The following is a 16,496-nucleotide window of genomic DNA, read 5'->3' on the forward strand; positions in this document are numbered from 1 at the left end:
GCCACTTCCCGAAAATCCTCACGGAGCTTGAAAACGGATGAGACGCGCCAAGATCGTCGCAACACTCGGGCCCGCCACGTCGTCGTATGAGATGGTTCGCGCCATCATCGACGCCGGGGTGGACGTCGCCCGCCTCAACCTGAGCCACGGAGATTACTCCGTGCACGACGCCAACTTCGCCAACGTGCGCAAGGCCGCGGAGGACGCCGGTCGCCCGGTCGCCGCTCTCGTCGACCTGCAGGGCCCGAAGATCCGCCTCGGCAAGTTCGAGAACGGTCCCCACGACCTGCTGCCCGGCGACATCTTCAAGATCACCATCGAAGACATCCTCGGCACCAAAGAGATCGTCGGCACCACGTTCAAGGGCCTTCCCCAGGACGTCCGCCCCGGCGACTTCCTGCTGATCGACGACGGAAAGGTGCGCGTCGAGGTCGTCGAGACCGACGGCACCGTCGTGACCACCAAGGTCATCGTCGGCGGCCCGGTGTCGAACAACAAGGGCATCAACCTCCCCGGTGTGGCCGTGAACGTCCCCGCGCTGAGCGAGAAGGACGAAGCCGACCTGCGCTGGGGCCTGAACGCCGGCGCCGACCTCATCGCCCTCTCGTTCGTCCGGGATGCCAAGGACATCGAGCGCGTGCACGAGATCATGGCCGAAGAGGGGCGCTACATCCCCGTCATCGCCAAGATCGAGAAGCCGCAGGCGGTCGACAACCTCGAGGAGATCATCGACGCGTTCGACGGCATCATGGTCGCCCGCGGCGACCTCGGCGTGGAGCTTCCGCTCGAGGCCGTGCCGATCGTGCAGAAGCGCGCGGTCGAGCTCGCCCGCCGCATGGCCAAGCCCGTCATCGTCGCGACGCAGATGCTCGAGTCGATGATCACCAACCCCGTCCCCACGCGCGCCGAGACCTCCGACGTCGCCAATGCGGTGCTCGACGGCGCCGACGCGGTCATGCTCTCGGGCGAGACCAGCGTGGGCACGTACCCGGTCGTCGTGGTCGAGACCATGGCCCGAATCGTCGAGTCGACCGAGGAGCACGGTCTCGAGCGCATCGCGCCGCTGACCAACAAGCCCCGCACGCAGGGTGGCGCCATCACCCTCGCCGCCGTCGAGGTCGCCGACTTCGTCGAGGCGAAGTACCTCTGCGTCTTCACCGAGTCGGGCGACTCCGCGCGCCGCATGTCGCGCCTGCGCTCGACCATCCCGATGATCGCGTTCACGCCGGAGCCCGGCATCCGCCGTCGTCTGGCGCTCACCTGGGGCGTGCGCTCGACGCTCGTGGAGCACGTGTCGCACACCGACAAGATGTTCCTGCAGGTCGACGACTACCTGCTCACCCACGACCTCGCCAAGGTCGGTGACAAGGTCGTCGTCATCTCGGGATCCCCTCCCGGAATCGCCGGGTCGACGAACGACCTGCGCGTGCACCGCGTGGGCGACGCCGTGCACGGCGCGGCCCCCGGGTACCAGGAAGTCTGAGCCCTCACGACGCGCGCCGGTGACCCCGGCGCGCGTCGTGTCGCGTTCCCGCCCGGTACATTGGGAACGCAACACCTGCCGGTGTGGCGGAATGGCAGACGCGGGGCACTCAAAATGCTCTGTCGAAAGACGTGTGGGTTCGAGTCCCACCACCGGTACGCCCTATCGCATCCGCGGCTTCCCGTGGGTGCGCGAATCCACGTTCTAGGATGGTCCCGTGACTGATCAAGAAGCCGCCCCCGCCACCGCGCCGACCGCGCCGCGTCGCGTCGTCGTCGCGGAAGACGAGTCGCTGATCCGCCTCGACATCGTCGAGATCCTGCGCGACAACGGCTTCGACGTCGTCGGCGAGGCGGGCGACGGCGAGACCGCCGTGCAGCTGGCCACCGAACTGCGTCCCGACCTCGTGATCATGGACGTCAAGATGCCGCAGCTCGACGGCATCAGCGCCGCCGAGAAGCTGAGCAAGAACCACATCGCGCCCGTCGTGCTGCTGACCGCGTTCAGCCAGAAAGAGCTCGTGGAGCGCGCGAGCGAGGCCGGCGCGCTGGCCTACGTCGTCAAGCCCTTCACCCCGAACGACCTGCTGCCCGCGATCGAGATCGCCCTCGCCCGCTACGAGCAGATCATCACGCTCGAGGCCGAGGTCGCCGACATGGTCGAGCGCTTCGAGACCCGCAAGCTCGTCGACCGGGCCAAGGGCCTGCTCAACGAGAAGATGGGCCTGAGCGAGCCCGAGGCCTTCCGCTGGATCCAGAAGGCGTCGATGGACCGCCGCCTGACCATGCAGGACGTCGCCAAGGCGATCATCGAGCAGCTGGCCCCGAAGAAGGGCTGACCTCAGGACTTTTCGAGAAATGGATGCCACTTCGGTGGCATCCATTTCTCGTTGGGGCCGGACCCGTGGCCGAGCCCGTCGAAGCCACCAGCGCCCGCGCGACGAGCGTCAGGCCGCGGGAGCGTCCTTGATCATGTTCGTGATGCGGATCGTCGAGCACCGGCGCCCCTGCTCGTCGCTCACGGCGATCTCGTGGACCGTCAGCGAGCGCCCCAGGTGCACCGGGGTGCACACGCCCGTGACGATGCCCGAGGTGGCCGAGCGCGTGTGCGTGGCGTTGATGTCGATGCCGACGGCGAGCTTGCCCGACCCGGCGTAGAGGTTGGCGGCCATCGAGCCGAGCGACTCGCCGAGCACGACGTACGCGCCGCCGTGGAGCAGTCCCACCGGCTGGGTGTTGCCCTCGACGGGCATCGTCGCGACGCTGCGCTCGACGGAGAACTCGACCCACTCGATGCCCATCTTCTCGGCGAGGGCGCCCATTCCGCGCTCGCGCGCCCAGTCGAGTCCGCTGCGGGTGTCGGGGGTGGGGGAGCTGCTCATCGTCGCCTTCGTCGTGCCGTGCGGGCGGCCGTGTTCGGGCCGAGCCGGGGGAGTGTCCGTGGTTCTCGTTACGCTGGGGGAGTGACGGATGCCGAAAAGCCTACTCTCCTCGTCGTCGACGGCCACTCGCTGGCCTACCGGGCGTTCTACGCCCTGCCGGTCGACAATTTCTCGACGAAGGACGGCCAGCACACGAACGGCATCTACGGCTTCCTGTCGATGTTCGTCAACCTCGTCAAGGCGGAGAAGCCGACGCACCTCGCGGTCGCGTTCGACACGTCGCGGCAGTCGTTCCGCACGCGCGAGTACACGGAGTACAAGGCCAACCGCAGCGAGTCGCCCGCCGAGTTCAAGGGGCAGATCCCCCTGCTGCAGGAGTGCCTCGCCGCCATGGGCGTGCCGGTGCTGAAGAAAGAGGACTTCGAGGCCGACGACATCCTGGCCACGCTCGCCACGCAGGGGGAGCAGCAGGGCTACACGGTGCTGGTGTGCTCGGGCGACCGCGACACGATCCAGCTCGTCACCGACGACGTCACGCTGCTGTATCCGAACGTGCAGGGGGTCTCGCAGCTGAAGCGCTACGACACCGACGCCGTGATCGAGAAGTACGGCCTGCCGCCGGCGCAGTACCCCGAGATCGCCGCGCTGGTCGGTGAGACGAGCGACAACCTCCCCGGTGTGCCCAAGGTCGGCGAGAAGACCGCGGTCAAGTGGCTGACGCAGTGGGGATCGCTCGAGGCACTGCTCGAGAACGCCGACAAGGTCACCGGCGTGGTGGGCAACAACCTGCGCGAGCACCTCGACGACGTCAGGCGCAACCGGGCGCTGAACCGGCTGCTGCGCGACGTCGAGCTGCCGGTCGGTCCGGGCGACCTCGCGGTCCAGCCGCTCGACGCCCAGGCCGTGCGCGACATCTTCGCGCGCCTGGAGTTCCGCACGCTCCTGCCGCGCGTGTTCGACGCCCTGGGCGGCGAGGGCGGGATCGTCGAGGAGTCGAAGCCCACCGCCACGGCCCCGGCTCCCGCGCGTCTCGACGCCGACGCCCTCGCGGCCTGGGCCGAGGCGGCCACGGGCGAGATCGGCGTGACCGTCGGTCTCGAGGGCGCGACCCCCACCGCGATCGGACTCGCCTCCGCCGACGAGGCCGTCGAGGCCACCTGGTCTCCGGCCGTGCGCGACGCACTGGCCGGGTGGATGGCATCCGATGCTCCGAAGGTGTTCGCCGACGCCAAGCCCCAGATCAAGGCCCTGGCCCGCGAGGACGTCCCGGTGGGCGGCGTCGCCTTCGACGTCATCCTCGCCGGGTGGCTGGTGCGCCCGAGCTTCCCCGACAAGACGCTCGCCGACCTCGTTCAGCGCGAGCTCGACGAGAAGCTGCCCGTGGCCGACCCGACGCAGCTCGTCCCCGAGACCGAGGGCGCGACCCCGAGCCAGCTGTCGTGGTTCACCCGCCGCGTGGCCGAGGTGCAGCGGGCGGCGATGCCCGAGAAGGTCGCGAGCGTCCTCGACGACATCGAACTGCCCACCCTCACCGCCCTCGCCGACATGGAGCTTGCCGGCGTCGCGGTGTCGCACGAGAAGCTCTCGAGCTTCTCGGCCGAACTCGGCGCGCGGGCCGACGCCCTCGCCCGCGACGCCTACGCGGCCATCGGGCACGAGGTCAACCTCGGTTCGCCGAAGCAGCTGCAGGAGGTGCTGTTCGACGAGCTGCAGCTTCCCAAGACGCGCAAGACGAAGAGCGGATACACCACGGATGCCGCCGCCCTCGCCGATCTGCAAGAGAGCGCGCCGCACCCGTTCCTCGACCTGCTGCTGCGCCACCGCGAAGCGACGAAGCTCAAGCAGATCATCGACGCCCTCGACACCGCGACCGGCGCCGACGGACGCATCCACACCACGTACGTGCAGACCGGCAGCCAGACCGGTCGCCTGTCGAGCACGGATCCGAACCTGCAGAACATCCCCATCCGCACCGAGGAGAGCCGTCGCATCCGCGCCGCGTTCGAGGTCGGCGAGGGCTACGAGACCCTGCTGACGGCGGACTACTCGCAGATCGAGATGCGCATCATGGCGCACCTCTCGGGCGACCCGGGGCTGATCGAGGCGTTCAACTCCGGCGAAGACCTGCACCGCTTCGTCGGGGCGCGCGTCTTCGGCGTCGAGCCGCAGGACGTCACCCCCGCCATGCGCACCAAGGTCAAGGCGATGTCGTACGGCCTCGTCTACGGGCTGTCGGCCTTCGGCCTCTCGAAGCAGCTGCGCATCGAGCAGTCCGAGGCGAAGAAGCTCATGCTCGAGTACTTCGCCCGATTCGGCGCGGTGCGCGACTACCTGCGCGGCTCGGTCGAGCAGGCGCGTCAAGACGGCTACACCGAGACGATCTTCGGTCGTCGGCGTCCGTTCCCCGACCTGACGAGCATGAACCGCGTCCTGCGCGAGAATGCCGAGCGCGCGGCGCTGAACGCCCCGATCCAGGGCAGCGCCGCCGACATCATGAAGGTCGCGCTCTTCCGCATCCGCGACGAGCTCGCCGCCCACCGTCTGCGCTCGCGCGTGCTGCTGCAGATCCACGACGAGCTCGTCGTCGAGGTGGCGGCGGGGGAGTGGGATGCCGTCGAGAAGATCGTTCGCGCGCGCATGGCCGATGCCGCCGACCTGTCGGTGCCGCTCGACGTGCAGATCGGCCGCGGCGGCGACTGGGACGAGGCGGGGCACTGATCCCGGCGCACCTCGCCCCGACGCGTGCGCTGGCCGGGGGCGGGGTGCGCCATCCCCGCGCCTTCCCTAGGCTCGGAACATGACTGACGCACAGCGCACACCCACGCCGATCGACACGATCGCGGACGCGTGGGTGGACACCCTGGCCGAGCACGACCCGACGTTGGCGACCTACATCGGGCGGTTCGAGCACAACGGCCGCTTCGGCGACTACAGCCCCGAGGGCGCCGAGGCCCTCATGTCCGACGCCCGCGCGACCCGCTCGGCGCTCGACGCGGCCGAGCCCGTCGACGCGATCGACACGGTCACGAAGATGGACCTGGTCCGCGAGCTCGACCTGATGATCGAGCAGCACGAGGCCAAGACCCACCTGCGCGACCTCAACGTCATCGCCTCTCCCGCGCAGGACATCCGCTCGACCTTCGATCTCATGCCCACCGCCACGGTGGACGACTGGTCGACCATCTCGGAGCGCATGAAGGCCCTGCCGGCCGCGATCGACGGCTACGTCGCCACGCTGCGTCGCGGTATCGCCGAGGGTGTGGTGCCGGCCCGCCGTCAGGTGAGCGAGGTCGTGACCCAGATCGCGCGGTACACCGCCGACAACGGCTTCTTCGCCGAGTTCGTCGGCGACGCCGCCCCCGAAGAGGGCCAGTTGCCGGCATCCCTCGCCCGCGACCTCTCGACCAACGCCAACGCCGCGCGCGTGGCGTACGACGCTCTCGCGTCGTTCCTCTCGTCGGAGCTCGCGCCGGCCGCGGGAGAGACCGACGCCGTCGGGCGCGAGATGTACGCCCTGCACTCGCGGCAGTTCCTCGGCGCCGAGATCGACCTCGACGAGACGTACGAGTGGGGCGTCGAAGAGCTCGCGCGCATGGTCGCCGAGCAGGAGGCGATCGCGAACGAGATCCTCCCCGGCGCGAGCGTCGAAGAAGCCGTCGCCTTCCTCGAGAAGGACGAGTCGCGCAAGCTCCGTGGCACGCAGGCCCTGCAGGAGTGGATGCAGCGCACGAGTGACAAGGCCGTCGCGGAGCTCGGTCGCACGCACTTCGACATCGCCGAGCCCATCCGCCGCCTCGAGTGCATGATCGCGCCGACCAACGAGGGCGGCATCTACTACACCGGTCCCACCGACGACTTCTCCCGACCGGGTCGCATGTGGTGGTCGGTCCCCGAGGGCGTCGACACGTTCGACACGTGGCGCGAACTCACGACGGTGTACCACGAGGGTGTTCCCGGTCACCACCTGCAGATCGCGCAGGCGGTGTACAACCGCGCCGAGTTGAACTCGTGGCGCCGCCTGCTGGCGGGCACGAGCGGCCACGCCGAGGGGTGGGCCCTCTACGCCGAGCGCCTCATGGAGCAGCTGGGCTACCTCGACGATCCCGCCGACCGTCTCGGCATGCTCGACGGACAACGCATGCGCGCCGCCCGCGTGGTGCTCGACATCGGCGTGCACCTGCAGAAGCCGCGTCTCGACGGCAGCGGCACGTGGGACCACGACTACGCGCTGGCGTTCATGCTGAAGAACGTGAACATGAGCGAGGAGTTCGTGCGGTTCGAGGTGAACCGCTACCTCGGCTGGCCGGGGCAGGCGCCGTCGTACAAGGTCGGTCAGCGCATCTGGGAGCAGGTGCGCGAGGAGGAGCAGCAGCGTCGCGGCGCCGACTTCTCGATGAAGCAGTTCCACACGCGGGCCCTCGACATCGGCGGCGTCGGTCTCGACACGCTGCGCGCGGCCCTGGCATCCACCTGATCTCCCCGAGGGGCGTCGCCGCGGCGGCGCCCCTCGTCGATGCGGGGGAATACCCCGGGCTCGCGTAAAGTTCATTCATCCGAATGCAAGGAGACCTCATGGACGTTCGCCCCCTCGAGCTCGGCCTCGACACCTTCGGAGACATCTCCCGCGGCCCCGACGGGTCGATGCTGAGCGATGCCCAGACAATCCGCAACGTCGTCGATCAGGCGGTGCTCGCCGACGAGGTCGGCCTGTCGTTCTTCGGGGTGGGGGAGCACCACCGCAAGGACTTCGCGGTCACGAGCCCCGAGATCGTGCTGGCCGCGGCCGCCGCGCGCACGAAGGACATCCACCTCGGCACCGCCGTCACCGTGCTCTCGAGCGACGACCCCGTGCGCGTCTACGAGCGGTTCGCGACCCTCGACGCCATCTCGAACGGTCGCGCCGAGGTCATCCTGGGCCGCGGCTCGTTCATCGAGTCGTTCCCCCTCTTCGGCTACGACCTCGCCGACTACGAGCAGCTCTTCGAAGAGAAGCTCGAGCTGTTCTCGCTGCTGCTCGACGAAAAGCCCGTCACCTGGTCGGGCCGCACGCGCGCCGCACTGCAGAACGCCGACGTGTATCCCAAGACCGAGAACGGCCTGAAGGCCTGGGTCGGGGTCGGCGGCTCCCCGGAGTCGGTCGTCCGCACGGCCCGCTACGGCTACGGCCTCGTGCTCGCGATCATCGGGGGATCGGCGGCCCGTTTCCGGCCCTACGCCGATCTGTACCGCCGCTCGCTCGCCGAGCTCGGCACGCCGCAGATGCCGATCTCGGTGCACTCGCCCGGGCACATCGCCCCCACCGACGAGCAGGCCTGGGAAGAGGCGTACGAGGGCGTGGCGGAGCTGAACAACACCATCGGACGCGAGCGCGGATGGCCGGAGTACAACCGCCTGCGCTTCCAGCACGACGTCGGACCCGAGGGGTCGATGTACGTCGGCTCGCCCGAGACCGTCGCGCGCAAGATCGCCGCGACCGTGCGGGCGCTCGGCAACTCGCGCTTCCAGATGAAGATCGCGAGCGGGTCGATCTCGCACGACCGGCTGCTGTCGAGCATCGAGCTGTACGGCACGAAGGTGCGCCCCCTCGTCGAGGAGATGCTCGCCGAGACGCCCGCCGCGGTCGACGCCGCCGGCATCCGGTGACCACGACCACCGACACCGTCCGGGTGTCCGAACGCCTCGACGCCCTTCCCTTCACCCGTCGGCACGCCCGGATCCTGGGCGGATCGGGTCTGGGATGGGCCCTGGATGCCATGGACGTGGGGCTCATCTCGTTCGTCATCGCCGCCCTCAGCGTGCAATGGCAGCTGGCGTCGACGCAGGCGTCGTGGATCGCCTCGGCCGGTTTCGCCGGCATGGCGATCGGCGCGAGCCTCGGCGGGCTGCTGGCGGACCGGTTCGGACGGCGGCACGTCTTCGCGCTCACGCTGCTCGTCTACGGCGTCGCGACCGGCGCGAGCGCCCTGGTCGGCGGTCTCGCCGCACTGCTCGTGCTGCGGTTCGTGGTGGGCCTGGGTCTCGGCGCCGAACTGCCCGTGGCGTCGACCTACGTGAGCGAGTTCGCTCCCGCGCGCATGCGCGGTCGGCTGATCGTCTTCCTCGAGGCGTTCTGGGCGGTCGGGTGGACCGCGGCCGCGGTGATCGGCTACCTCGTGGTCCCCGCGTCGGACGACGGATGGCGCTGGGCGTTCGCCCTCGGCGCGATCCCCGCGGTCTACGCGCTCGTGGTGCGCTGGGGTCTTCCGGAGTCGCCGCGCTGGCTCGCGTGGCGCGGCCGCAACGCCGAGGCGATCGTGATCGTGCGCGATTTGGAGGCCGCGGCCGGTCGAGTCGCTCTCGAGGCGTCGACCGAGGGGGTCGCGGCATCCGCTCCCGCGCCGCGTCTGCGCGTGAGCGCGCTGTGGGCGCCGGCGCTGCGGGCGCGCACGGCCGCCCTGTGGGTGCTGTGGTTCTGCGTGAACTTCTCGTACTACGGGGCCTTCATCTGGATCCCGACGATCCTCGTGGCCCAGGGGTACGACCTCGTACGCTCGTTCGGTTTCACGCTGATCATCACGCTCGCTCAGCTGCCCGGCTACGCCGTGGCCGCGTGGCTCATCGAGGCGTGGGGGCGGCGTGCGACGCTGGCGACCTTCCTCGCGGGGTCGGCGGTGGCCGCCGTGCTGTTCGGCACCGCGACCGGCGAGGCGGGCGTCGTCGCCGCGGGCATGGCGCTGTCGTTCTTCAACCTCGGGGCGTGGGGCGCGCTGTACGCCGCGACGCCCGAGACGTACCCCACGGCCCTTCGGGCCACGGGAGCCGGCTGGGCGGCGGGCGTGGGGCGCATCGCCTCGATCCTCGCGCCGCTGGCCGTGCCGCCGCTGCTCGGCGTCGGGGGAGCACCCCTGCTGTTCGTCGTCTTCGCCGCGTTCTTCGCCGTGGCGGTGGTGGCCGCTCTGTTCCTGCGCGAGCAGCGCGGCCGCTCTCTGGCGTAGCCCCTCGCGGGCACGGACCGCAGCCTGTGTCCGGATCGGGGCGTTCGGGGAGCTCGATATCCGCCCCGAACGTCCGGATGCGCCCCGAACCGGTGGGTGCGGCGGGCGACGGACGGAGCATCGCGCGCGCGTAGGCTCGGGACATGGCATCCGTGCGCTACGTCGCGATCGGCGACTCGTTCACCGAAGGGGTCGGCGACGAACTGCCCGACGGCACCGTGCGAGGGTGGGCCGACCTGGCCGCTCAAGGATGGGCGGATGCCGCGGGCGAGCCGATCGAGTACGCGAACCTCGCGATCCGCGGCAAGCTCATCGAACCGATCGTCGCCCAGCAGCTCGAGCCGGCGCTCGCGCTGGGGCCGACCCACCTGTCGTTCAACGGGGGCGGCAACGACATGCTGCGCCCGCGTACGGGGATCGGCCGCGTCGTCGATCTGTTCGAGCACGTCGTGCGCCGCTGCGACGAGGAGGGCGTGCAGCTCATCGTGCTGTCGGGCGCGAACCCCTCGGCGGGACTCCCGCTCGGCAAAGTCATCGAGGCCCGCGGGGACCGCCTGTCGCACGCGGTCGAGGAGCGCCTCGCGGCGCGCCCCGACGTCCTCACCGCCTACAACTGGTTCGACCGCGAGCTGGCGGGCGGGGAGTTCTGGTCGGTCGACCGCCTCCACATGAACGCGCGCGGTCACCACCGGGTCGCGGCCCGCGTGATCGAGGCCGTCGGCCTCACCCCACCGTCGGAGTGGTGGCGCCTCCGCGAGATCCCCGAGACGCAGCGCCTGAAGGGCACCGCCTACTATCGCGAGCACGTCGCCCCCTGGGTGCGCCGCCGTCTGACCGGTACGTCGTCGGGCGACGGACGCCAGCCGAAGTTCGGCGGGGGTTGGATCGAGGTCACGCCGCGCGGCTGAACGCTCAGGGCGCGCGGCAGTCCGCGGTCAGCGAGAAGTGCATCAGCCCGTCGATGCTCGAGCGATCGCGGGCCGACAGGCGGACGACGCCGTTGTACCGCAGGTCCTCCTGCATGGCCCGGTCCTTCGCGTAGCCCTCCGCGGTCCACGCATCGAGGATTGCCGCGTACGAAGCGGCGTTGTCGTCGGTGCGGATGGCGAAGTCGTACGCGGTCGTTCCGTCGCACGGGAGGGTGGATACCGCCGGGGCGGCCACCGGTGCTCCGGCGGCATCCGTGACCGCCGCGCCCGCGGCATCCACAGTCACCTGCACCATTCGGGCCACCTCCGCGCGCGTGTCGCCGGGGAGCGGAACGGGGGCGGGCCCCTCGTCGGCTTGTCGCGCCGCCGGTTCCGCCGTTGGGGTGGGAAGGGGGCCCTGCCCATCCGGCACACCACACGACGCGGATACCGGGTCGGCGACCACCGGAAGGACGAAGGTCGGACCGGTGAGGCGAGATGATCGCACGCGCAGGTTCTGGCCGTCGCTCTCGACCCGGTAGTCGCCCTCGGCGAACGGGTGCCCGCCATCGCGAGCCGTCCCGCTCGCGACAAGGGTTCCGGTCAGCCCGTCGATCCGGAGCACCCGCACCACGGTCTCGTCCCACGGCCGACGTTCGCTGACGACGTAGCCGCTCCGGCATCCGTCTGCGACGAGGGGCACGACGGTTCCCCCCGTCTTGAAGGCCGCGAGCAGCAGCGCGCCCAGCAGCAGCGCGCCCAGCAGCACCACGCCCGCCGCCAGGCGCAGCGGCACGAAAAGCAGCAGCCACCAGCGCGGAGCCCGGATCGCGCACAGCACGATCAGCAGGAGCAGAGCGGATGCCGGTCCCGTCGCGGCGAGGATCGCGTCAGCATCCCACGATCCGACGACGACCTCGGTCATCCCGTCGCCGCGCGTTCCGACGGTGATCACGATGGTGATCACCGCGAGACACAGGACGAGCAGTCCGGTCGCGGCGAGAGCGACGGCGGCCCGCGGGCGGCGCTTCACGGCGCGGCGGAGACCTCGCCCCCGATCGATGGTCATTGCGCCAGCCTCTCAGCGTTCGCTGGATGAGAACCCCATGTTCCTCCCGCGTGGACGGGAGCAGACTGAGCACATGACTCTCGCGATCGTCACCGGCACCTCCAGCGGCATCGGCCTGCACACGGCCATCGGACTCGCACAGACGGGGGTGACGGTCATCGCCACGGTGCGCGACACCGCCCGTGCCGACGCGCTGCGCGCCGCGGCATCCGAGGCGGGGGTCGAGCTCGACATCCGCGCCCTCGAGGTGACGGATGCCGCCGCGGCCGAGGCCCTGATCGAGGCCGTCGGTCCCGTCGACATCCTCGTCAACAACGCCGGGCGGGGCGCTGTCGGCACGCTCGAGCAGATGTCGGACGCCGACCTGCAGGCCCAGCTCGACACCAACTACCTCTCCGTCGCCCGTCTCACGCGCCTCGTCCTCCCCGGGATGCGCGAACGCGGCCACGGGCGCATCGTCACGGTCACCAGCGTCGGGGGAGCGGTCGGCCAGCCGTTCGCCGACGCGTACTGCGGCGCGAAGTTCGCCGTGGAGGGGCTCATGCAGTCCCTCGCCCCGGTCGTCGCGCCCTTCGGCGTCGACGTCGCGATCGTCGAGCCCGCGGCGGTGGCGTCGTCGTTCACCGACTCGGTGCACCGCGCTCCGGCCGGTCCCTATGCCGAGCTGCAGCAGGCCTACCTCGACCGCACGGCCGCGTCGTTCGCGGCGGCGCAGTCGGCGGAGGATGCCGCGAAGACCGTTGTCGAGGCGGCCACCACGTCGCAGCCGAAGTTCCGGTGGCAGACGTCGGAGGCCGCCGTGCGGTTCGCGGGCCTGTCGCTGGGCGATCTGGACGGATCGCGGGTGATCGGGGTGACGTCGGAGTGGATCCGCTGATCGTGCCCGCGCCCGGAATCACGCGCGTCTGGCTCGACACGTGGGAGTGGGCGTGCTGCGGCGAGCCGTTCGGGGTCGGCGACGAGGTCGATCTGCTGATCGCGACGCGCGCGCCGTCGGCGGCGTTCATCGAGGGCGTCGGACCCGAGCTCGCTGCGACGGTCGACGCGATCGAATCCCACCACCAGGAGACGCCGTCGACGCGGGAGGACCGGGTGCGTGGTCGGGTCCGCGCCATCCACGGAGTCGCCCAGGACCACGTCGAAACCCGCCACCTGCGCCGTCCGGGCTTCGGCGCGCCCCCGGATGCCGAGATGCCCGCGGAGGGGGAGGAGTGGCCGTTCAGCGGTCGCGATCTGGGCAACGGGATGCTGATCGGGTCCCGGCCATCGAGGTGGATGATCGAGAGCGTTCCGGTGCCCGGCGCCGTAACCCTCGTGCCGCGGGATCGCGTGCCGCGGAAGGCGACGGGGGAGGAGGGGGAGGAGGCGCCACCCATCGAGGACGCGGAGCCCCCGGCCGAACGTCGGACGACGTCGGTGATCGCGTGGGTGGTCGATGTCGTGCCGGAGGGGTCCGAGGAGTAGGGAGACCTCAGCTCGCGGCGAGAGCCTGCCCCGTCGAGACGTCCGGGGCGTGGGGGATGGTTGCACTCACGACACCCCTGAGGTTGCCTGGAGGCATGGCTCTCGTTCTCTCGACGACGCTGCTCCTGCTCGGCGCCACCGCCTTCCTCGGCTCGGTGCTGGTCGTGACCACGGCGGCACCCGACGAACGGTTCCCGGTGTGGTCGAATCCGACCACACGCCGCGGAGCGAGTATCGGGTTCCGATCACTCGGCGTCGTGCTCGTGTCCTTCTCGGTCCCGTGGGGGGTGGGCGCCGCCGTCGGCCCGTGGGTTGCCGTACCGCTCGCGGCGGTGTTCGCGCCCAGCGCCGCGGCGATCTTCGTGCACAACCGCGCGGTCGGTCGACGCGAGCGGGTCCGCCTGCCTGTGGCGTGAGCGGATGGAGGCAGCGCATCGCATCGCGCGGCACCGATCGGGAGGATCACGCGTCGCGCCGCAACCCCTGCCGTCGGCACACCTCGTTCGCGACGACCACGCACACGACCGTCGTCAGCGCCGCGATGATCGCGGGGATCACGATGCTCCCGGCATCCGATCGCGCTGCGGTCAGCAACGCCGTCGGCGCCCATCCCGCCGCGCCGACGCTGTTGAGTAGCGGGAGAACGAGCATTACCACCGTCGACATCGCCAGGGCCGACGCCGTGCGTCGCGAAGACGTCATCACCAGATGGCCCACGCTCATCGCCATGACGAGGTACAGGCAGGACGCGAAGCCGACCCTGACGACGGCGCCCAGGGCGAGGGGGCCGATGGTCGCGGCCGTCGTCACCGCGGCGAGCAGGAGTCCGACGAGGTAGCTCGCCGACACGCTCAGGCAGACGACCGCGAGGCGGGGGAGCGCGAAAGCGGCGAGCGAACGGACGCGCGTGCGATAGAAGATCGACGAACCCGGACGCGCATCCCATCCGAGAGCGGTGACGGCCGTGGCCACCGCGAAAACGAGCCCGAGTTGCATCGCGCTCTGGGTGAAAAGCGCTATCCCGTCCTCGGGCGTGGCCCGCGTTGCGGAGATCGTCAGCTGCTCGGTTCCGGCCGCCGCACGGAGCATGTCGGGGAGGTGAGCGGCCAGGACGGGTCCGGAGAGGCCGAAGAAGGCGAAGACGAGGACCAAGCCGATGAGCAGGCCCGAGCGGGACAGGCGTCGCATCTCGATGCGCGCGGCGACGAGGGCGACGGTCATGCACGGGCCCCGTCGAGCAGGCGGGCGAAAAAGGAGTCGAGGTCGCGACCGCACGGAGCGATCTCGAGGACGGGGACGCCCACCTCGCTCACGACGGGGAGGAGATGAGAAGCGGCATCCGCGAACGTCGCGAACTCGAGGAGGAGCTGGTCGCGTGCGACTCGCGTGAGTCTCATACCGGGAGCAGGGGTCAGCCCCTCGCAGACCGACTCTGAGATCGGGGCGTCGAAGCGGACGGCCCACACCGGCTTCTGCCCCGCACGCAAGAGCTCCGCCGGAGTTCCCTGCCCCACGACCGTGCCACCGTCGAGGACCACGATGTGGTCGGCGAGCACCTCCACCTCGCTCAACAGGTGGCTGGAGAGCACGACGCATCGCCTCGTCTTCTCGACCTCGACGAGCGCACGGACGTCTGCCCGTCCGACCGGGTCGAGCGCACTGCTCGGTTCGTCGAGGATGAGGATGTCCGGGTCCGTCACCAGCGCCGCGGCGATCCCGAGACGCTGGAGCATTCCGCGGGAGAACGCCGCGATTCTCCGCTGCGCCACGACTGTCAAGCCGCACGCGTCGAGCGCCGCGTCGACGCGCTCCGCTGCGCGGGCGCCGCCCCTGCGCGGAGCGCGCTGCGTCAGCTCCAACGACGCGCGGACCACCTCAGATGCACTCAGCCAGGGCTCGAACTGGGGCACGTCGGGGCAGAAGGCGACTCTCGCGTCCGGTTTCCCGAATCGCACCGAGCCGCTCTGCGGGGAGCTCAAGCCCGCCAAGATGCTGAAGAGCACCGTCTTGCCGGCGCCGTTCGGGCCGATCACCGCGGTCACCGCTCGGTCGGCGGCTTTCATTGAGACCGTGCGCACTCCGCCGCCGCCGTCGTAGGTGAGCGTGAGGTCGTCGACGATCATCGCGCTCATCGGAGGTCCGCGTCTCGCAGTCGTGGGCCGCGACCGCGGCCGAGGACGAGGTAGAGGATCGCGCCGGCGGGGATGAACAGCAGCACGACGATCGCCCAGACGATCTTCGACAGATGCTGCACCGGTCCTCGCGCGATGTCGACGAGCGCCCAGCCGATGAGGAGGATGAGCAGGACGAACACCGGCAGGAGGGGGAGGAGCGCGTCTGCGGGGAGGAGGTTCACGACGCGTCACCGGGCTCCGCGGCACGGGGGACATGCTCGTCCGCCTGCGGGAGGAGCACCGTGGTGAGGGTGCGTCGACGACGATCGGGAGTGGGCTCATTGCGGAGGAGCGGCGTCAGCGCCTCCATCAGGGCTCGCCCGAAGGCGTCGACCTCGGCCGCGCTGGCCCAGAAGGGGGCTTGCGCGAAGCTCACACGATCGGCGTGCAGGTCGTGATCTCCGGATGCCAGATAGGCGGCGAAATCGCGGATCACCCCGGAGGTGAACACGGTGAAGGCGGTGAGCGTCTCGTCGGGGCTCAGTTCGCTGACGTGGTCGGCGGACGGATTCTCCAGTCCCGGCCTCAGCCGGTACGCCTTCTCACTCGCTCCGCGAACCTGCCGTTCATCGACGACCTCGATGACGTCGTGTGCGACGAGGTGCGCGACGTGGCGATAGAGCGTCGCGATGGGGACGTCGGGCAGCATCTCGTGCAGTCGCCGAGTCGTTCGACTCTCGGCACCGAGGAGAGCCTGCACCACGCGCAATCGCACCGGGTGGAGAAGGGAAGAGGGGTCGCTCATGTCTCAACCGTATCAGTATTGATAGTGATAACGGTAGGGAAGTCACGCGGGGCGGAGTCGATCGCGGGCATCCACCTACGCCGGTCACCCCCGGAGGCGCACCTCCCGCCGACGACCACCCGGATCACCCGAGGGAAGCGCGGGAAGGCCGAGGGCGAACAACCCGGCATCAACTCGCGGACGGGCGAAGCCGAGCGCCCTGAGGGGGGTCCCGCAATCTTTACCTGACATAATGTGCATTATCGGATTTGCGCCCACCCGAATGTCTCCAGGTGCGAGAGCTCCGGCCGAACCGGCT

At 70.2% G+C, this 16,496-nt stretch carries 16 protein-coding genes and 1 tRNA gene; 11 read left to right on the plus strand and 6 right to left on the minus strand.

The genetic code is table 11. The features are described 5' to 3' along the window. Window positions 1–37: 37 nt before the first annotated feature. The 3 genes from pyk (at window position 38) to AB1K56_RS08830 (ending at window position 2,321) form a co-directional block, all read left to right on the plus strand. Window positions 38–1,483, plus strand: a complete 1,446-nt coding sequence (pyk, locus tag AB1K56_RS08820) for a pyruvate kinase (protein ID WP_264630744.1) — start codon at window positions 38–40, stop codon at window positions 1,481–1,483. A 77-nt stretch (window positions 1,484–1,560) separates the two neighbouring features. Then, a tRNA-Leu gene (locus AB1K56_RS08825) sits at window positions 1,561–1,641 on the plus strand. Between the two features lie 59 nt (window positions 1,642–1,700). Beyond that, window positions 1,701–2,321 (plus strand): ANTAR domain-containing response regulator, encoded by a 621-nt coding sequence (locus tag AB1K56_RS08830; RefSeq protein ID WP_076675473.1) that lies wholly within the window; start codon window positions 1,701–1,703, stop codon window positions 2,319–2,321. A gap of 108 nt (window positions 2,322–2,429) precedes the next feature. Here the strand turns inward: AB1K56_RS08830 and AB1K56_RS08835 are convergent, their stop codons facing one another. Then, entirely contained in the window at window positions 2,430–2,864 is a 435-nt protein-coding gene (locus tag AB1K56_RS08835; RefSeq protein WP_264630743.1) for a hotdog fold thioesterase, read from the minus strand. A gap of 81 nt (window positions 2,865–2,945) precedes the next feature. Between AB1K56_RS08835 and polA the strand changes: the two genes are divergently transcribed. From polA to AB1K56_RS08860, 5 genes are all read left to right on the plus strand, one after another. Next, window positions 2,946–5,582, plus strand: a complete 2,637-nt coding sequence (polA, locus tag AB1K56_RS08840; protein ID WP_371205341.1) for a DNA polymerase I — start codon at window positions 2,946–2,948, stop codon at window positions 5,580–5,582. Window positions 5,583–5,661: 79 nt separating this feature from the next. Next, complete coding sequence (locus AB1K56_RS08845) at window positions 5,662–7,338, plus strand: DUF885 domain-containing protein (protein WP_371205342.1); 1,677 nt, start codon at window positions 5,662–5,664, stop codon at window positions 7,336–7,338. Window positions 7,339–7,436: 98 nt separating this feature from the next. Then, window positions 7,437–8,507 (plus strand): LLM class flavin-dependent oxidoreductase, encoded by a 1,071-nt coding sequence (locus AB1K56_RS08850; protein WP_371205343.1) that lies wholly within the window; start codon window positions 7,437–7,439, stop codon window positions 8,505–8,507. Then, window positions 8,504–9,838, plus strand: coding sequence for an MFS transporter (locus AB1K56_RS08855; protein ID WP_371205344.1), 1,335 nt, complete (start codon window positions 8,504–8,506; stop codon window positions 9,836–9,838). Before AB1K56_RS08850 ends, AB1K56_RS08855 begins: the two co-directional genes overlap by 4 nt. Window positions 9,839–9,981: 143 nt before the next feature. Further along, window positions 9,982–10,746 (plus strand): SGNH/GDSL hydrolase family protein, encoded by a 765-nt coding sequence (locus tag AB1K56_RS08860; RefSeq protein WP_371205345.1) that lies wholly within the window; start codon window positions 9,982–9,984, stop codon window positions 10,744–10,746. A gap of 4 nt (window positions 10,747–10,750) precedes the next feature. On the opposite strand, the gene AB1K56_RS08865 is transcribed toward AB1K56_RS08860, so the two are convergent. Further along, window positions 10,751–11,815, minus strand: a complete 1,065-nt coding sequence (locus AB1K56_RS08865) for a hypothetical protein (RefSeq protein ID WP_371205346.1) — start codon at window positions 11,813–11,815, stop codon at window positions 10,751–10,753. 73 nt (window positions 11,816–11,888) lie between these two features. Between AB1K56_RS08865 and AB1K56_RS08870 the strand changes: the two genes are divergently transcribed. The 3 genes from AB1K56_RS08870 to AB1K56_RS08880 all read left to right on the plus strand — a co-directional run bounded on the left by AB1K56_RS08870 (window position 11,889) and on the right by AB1K56_RS08880 (window position 13,695). Continuing rightward, the gene (locus AB1K56_RS08870) at window positions 11,889–12,692 is read left to right on the plus strand and encodes an SDR family NAD(P)-dependent oxidoreductase (protein ID WP_371205347.1); all 804 of its coding nucleotides are present in this window, start codon (window positions 11,889–11,891) and stop codon (window positions 12,690–12,692) included. Beyond that, entirely contained in the window at window positions 12,680–13,279 is a 600-nt protein-coding gene (locus tag AB1K56_RS08875) for a DUF6578 domain-containing protein (RefSeq protein WP_371205348.1), read from the plus strand. The genes AB1K56_RS08870 and AB1K56_RS08875 overlap by 13 nt, the downstream gene beginning before the upstream one ends. 95 nt (window positions 13,280–13,374) lie before the next feature. Continuing rightward, entirely contained in the window at window positions 13,375–13,695 is a 321-nt protein-coding gene (locus tag AB1K56_RS08880) for a hypothetical protein (protein WP_264630735.1), read from the plus strand. Window positions 13,696–13,741: 46 nt separating this feature from the next. On the opposite strand, the gene AB1K56_RS08885 is transcribed toward AB1K56_RS08880, so the two are convergent. Genes AB1K56_RS08885 through AB1K56_RS08900 form a run of 4 tightly spaced genes read right to left on the minus strand, consistent with a single transcriptional unit; the run spans window position 13,742 to window position 16,198 of the window. Beyond that, window positions 13,742–14,500 (minus strand): hypothetical protein, encoded by a 759-nt coding sequence (locus AB1K56_RS08885; RefSeq protein WP_371205349.1) that lies wholly within the window; start codon window positions 14,498–14,500, stop codon window positions 13,742–13,744. Next, window positions 14,497–15,411, minus strand: a complete 915-nt coding sequence (locus tag AB1K56_RS08890) for an ABC transporter ATP-binding protein (protein ID WP_371205350.1) — start codon at window positions 15,409–15,411, stop codon at window positions 14,497–14,499. The genes AB1K56_RS08885 and AB1K56_RS08890 overlap by 4 nt, the downstream gene beginning before the upstream one ends. Continuing rightward, window positions 15,408–15,635, minus strand: coding sequence for a PLD nuclease N-terminal domain-containing protein (locus tag AB1K56_RS08895; RefSeq protein ID WP_371205351.1), 228 nt, complete (start codon window positions 15,633–15,635; stop codon window positions 15,408–15,410). Before AB1K56_RS08895 ends, AB1K56_RS08890 begins: the two co-directional genes overlap by 4 nt. Beyond that, entirely contained in the window at window positions 15,632–16,198 is a 567-nt protein-coding gene (locus AB1K56_RS08900) for a helix-turn-helix domain-containing protein (RefSeq protein ID WP_136585725.1), read from the minus strand. The genes AB1K56_RS08895 and AB1K56_RS08900 overlap by 4 nt, the downstream gene beginning before the upstream one ends. Between the last annotated feature and the right edge of the window lie 298 nt (window positions 16,199–16,496).

Origin of the sequence: Microbacterium sp. BWR-S6Y (genome assembly GCF_041379845.1) — a bacterium.
GTDB classification, from domain to species: Bacteria; Actinomycetota; Actinomycetes; order Actinomycetales; family Microbacteriaceae; genus Microbacterium; species Microbacterium hydrothermale.

Excerpts from the sequence above, each read along its gene's own strand:
- AB1K56_RS08890 (WP_371205350.1), bottom strand. The coding sequence starts at position 15,411 with ATGAGCGCGATGATCGTCGACGACCTCACGCTCACCTACGACGGCGGC.
- AB1K56_RS08865 (WP_371205346.1), bottom strand. The coding sequence starts at position 11,815 with ATGACCATCGATCGGGGGCGAGGTCTCCGCCGCGCCGTGAAGCGCCGC.
- AB1K56_RS08900 (WP_136585725.1), bottom strand. The coding sequence starts at position 16,198 with ATGAGCGACCCCTCTTCCCTTCTCCACCCGGTGCGATTGCGCGTGGTG.
- AB1K56_RS08870 (WP_371205347.1), top strand. The coding sequence starts at position 11,889 with ATGACTCTCGCGATCGTCACCGGCACCTCCAGCGGCATCGGCCTGCAC.
- AB1K56_RS08880 (WP_264630735.1), top strand. The coding sequence starts at position 13,375 with ATGGCTCTCGTTCTCTCGACGACGCTGCTCCTGCTCGGCGCCACCGCC.
- AB1K56_RS08845 (WP_371205342.1), top strand. The coding sequence starts at position 5,662 with ATGACTGACGCACAGCGCACACCCACGCCGATCGACACGATCGCGGAC.
- AB1K56_RS08835 (WP_264630743.1), bottom strand. The coding sequence starts at position 2,864 with ATGAGCAGCTCCCCCACCCCCGACACCCGCAGCGGACTCGACTGGGCG.
- AB1K56_RS08885 (WP_371205349.1), bottom strand. The coding sequence starts at position 14,500 with ATGACCGTCGCCCTCGTCGCCGCGCGCATCGAGATGCGACGCCTGTCC.
- pyk (WP_264630744.1), top strand. The coding sequence starts at position 38 with ATGAGACGCGCCAAGATCGTCGCAACACTCGGGCCCGCCACGTCGTCG.
- AB1K56_RS08860 (WP_371205345.1), top strand. The coding sequence starts at position 9,982 with ATGGCATCCGTGCGCTACGTCGCGATCGGCGACTCGTTCACCGAAGGG.
- AB1K56_RS08850 (WP_371205343.1), top strand. The coding sequence starts at position 7,437 with ATGGACGTTCGCCCCCTCGAGCTCGGCCTCGACACCTTCGGAGACATC.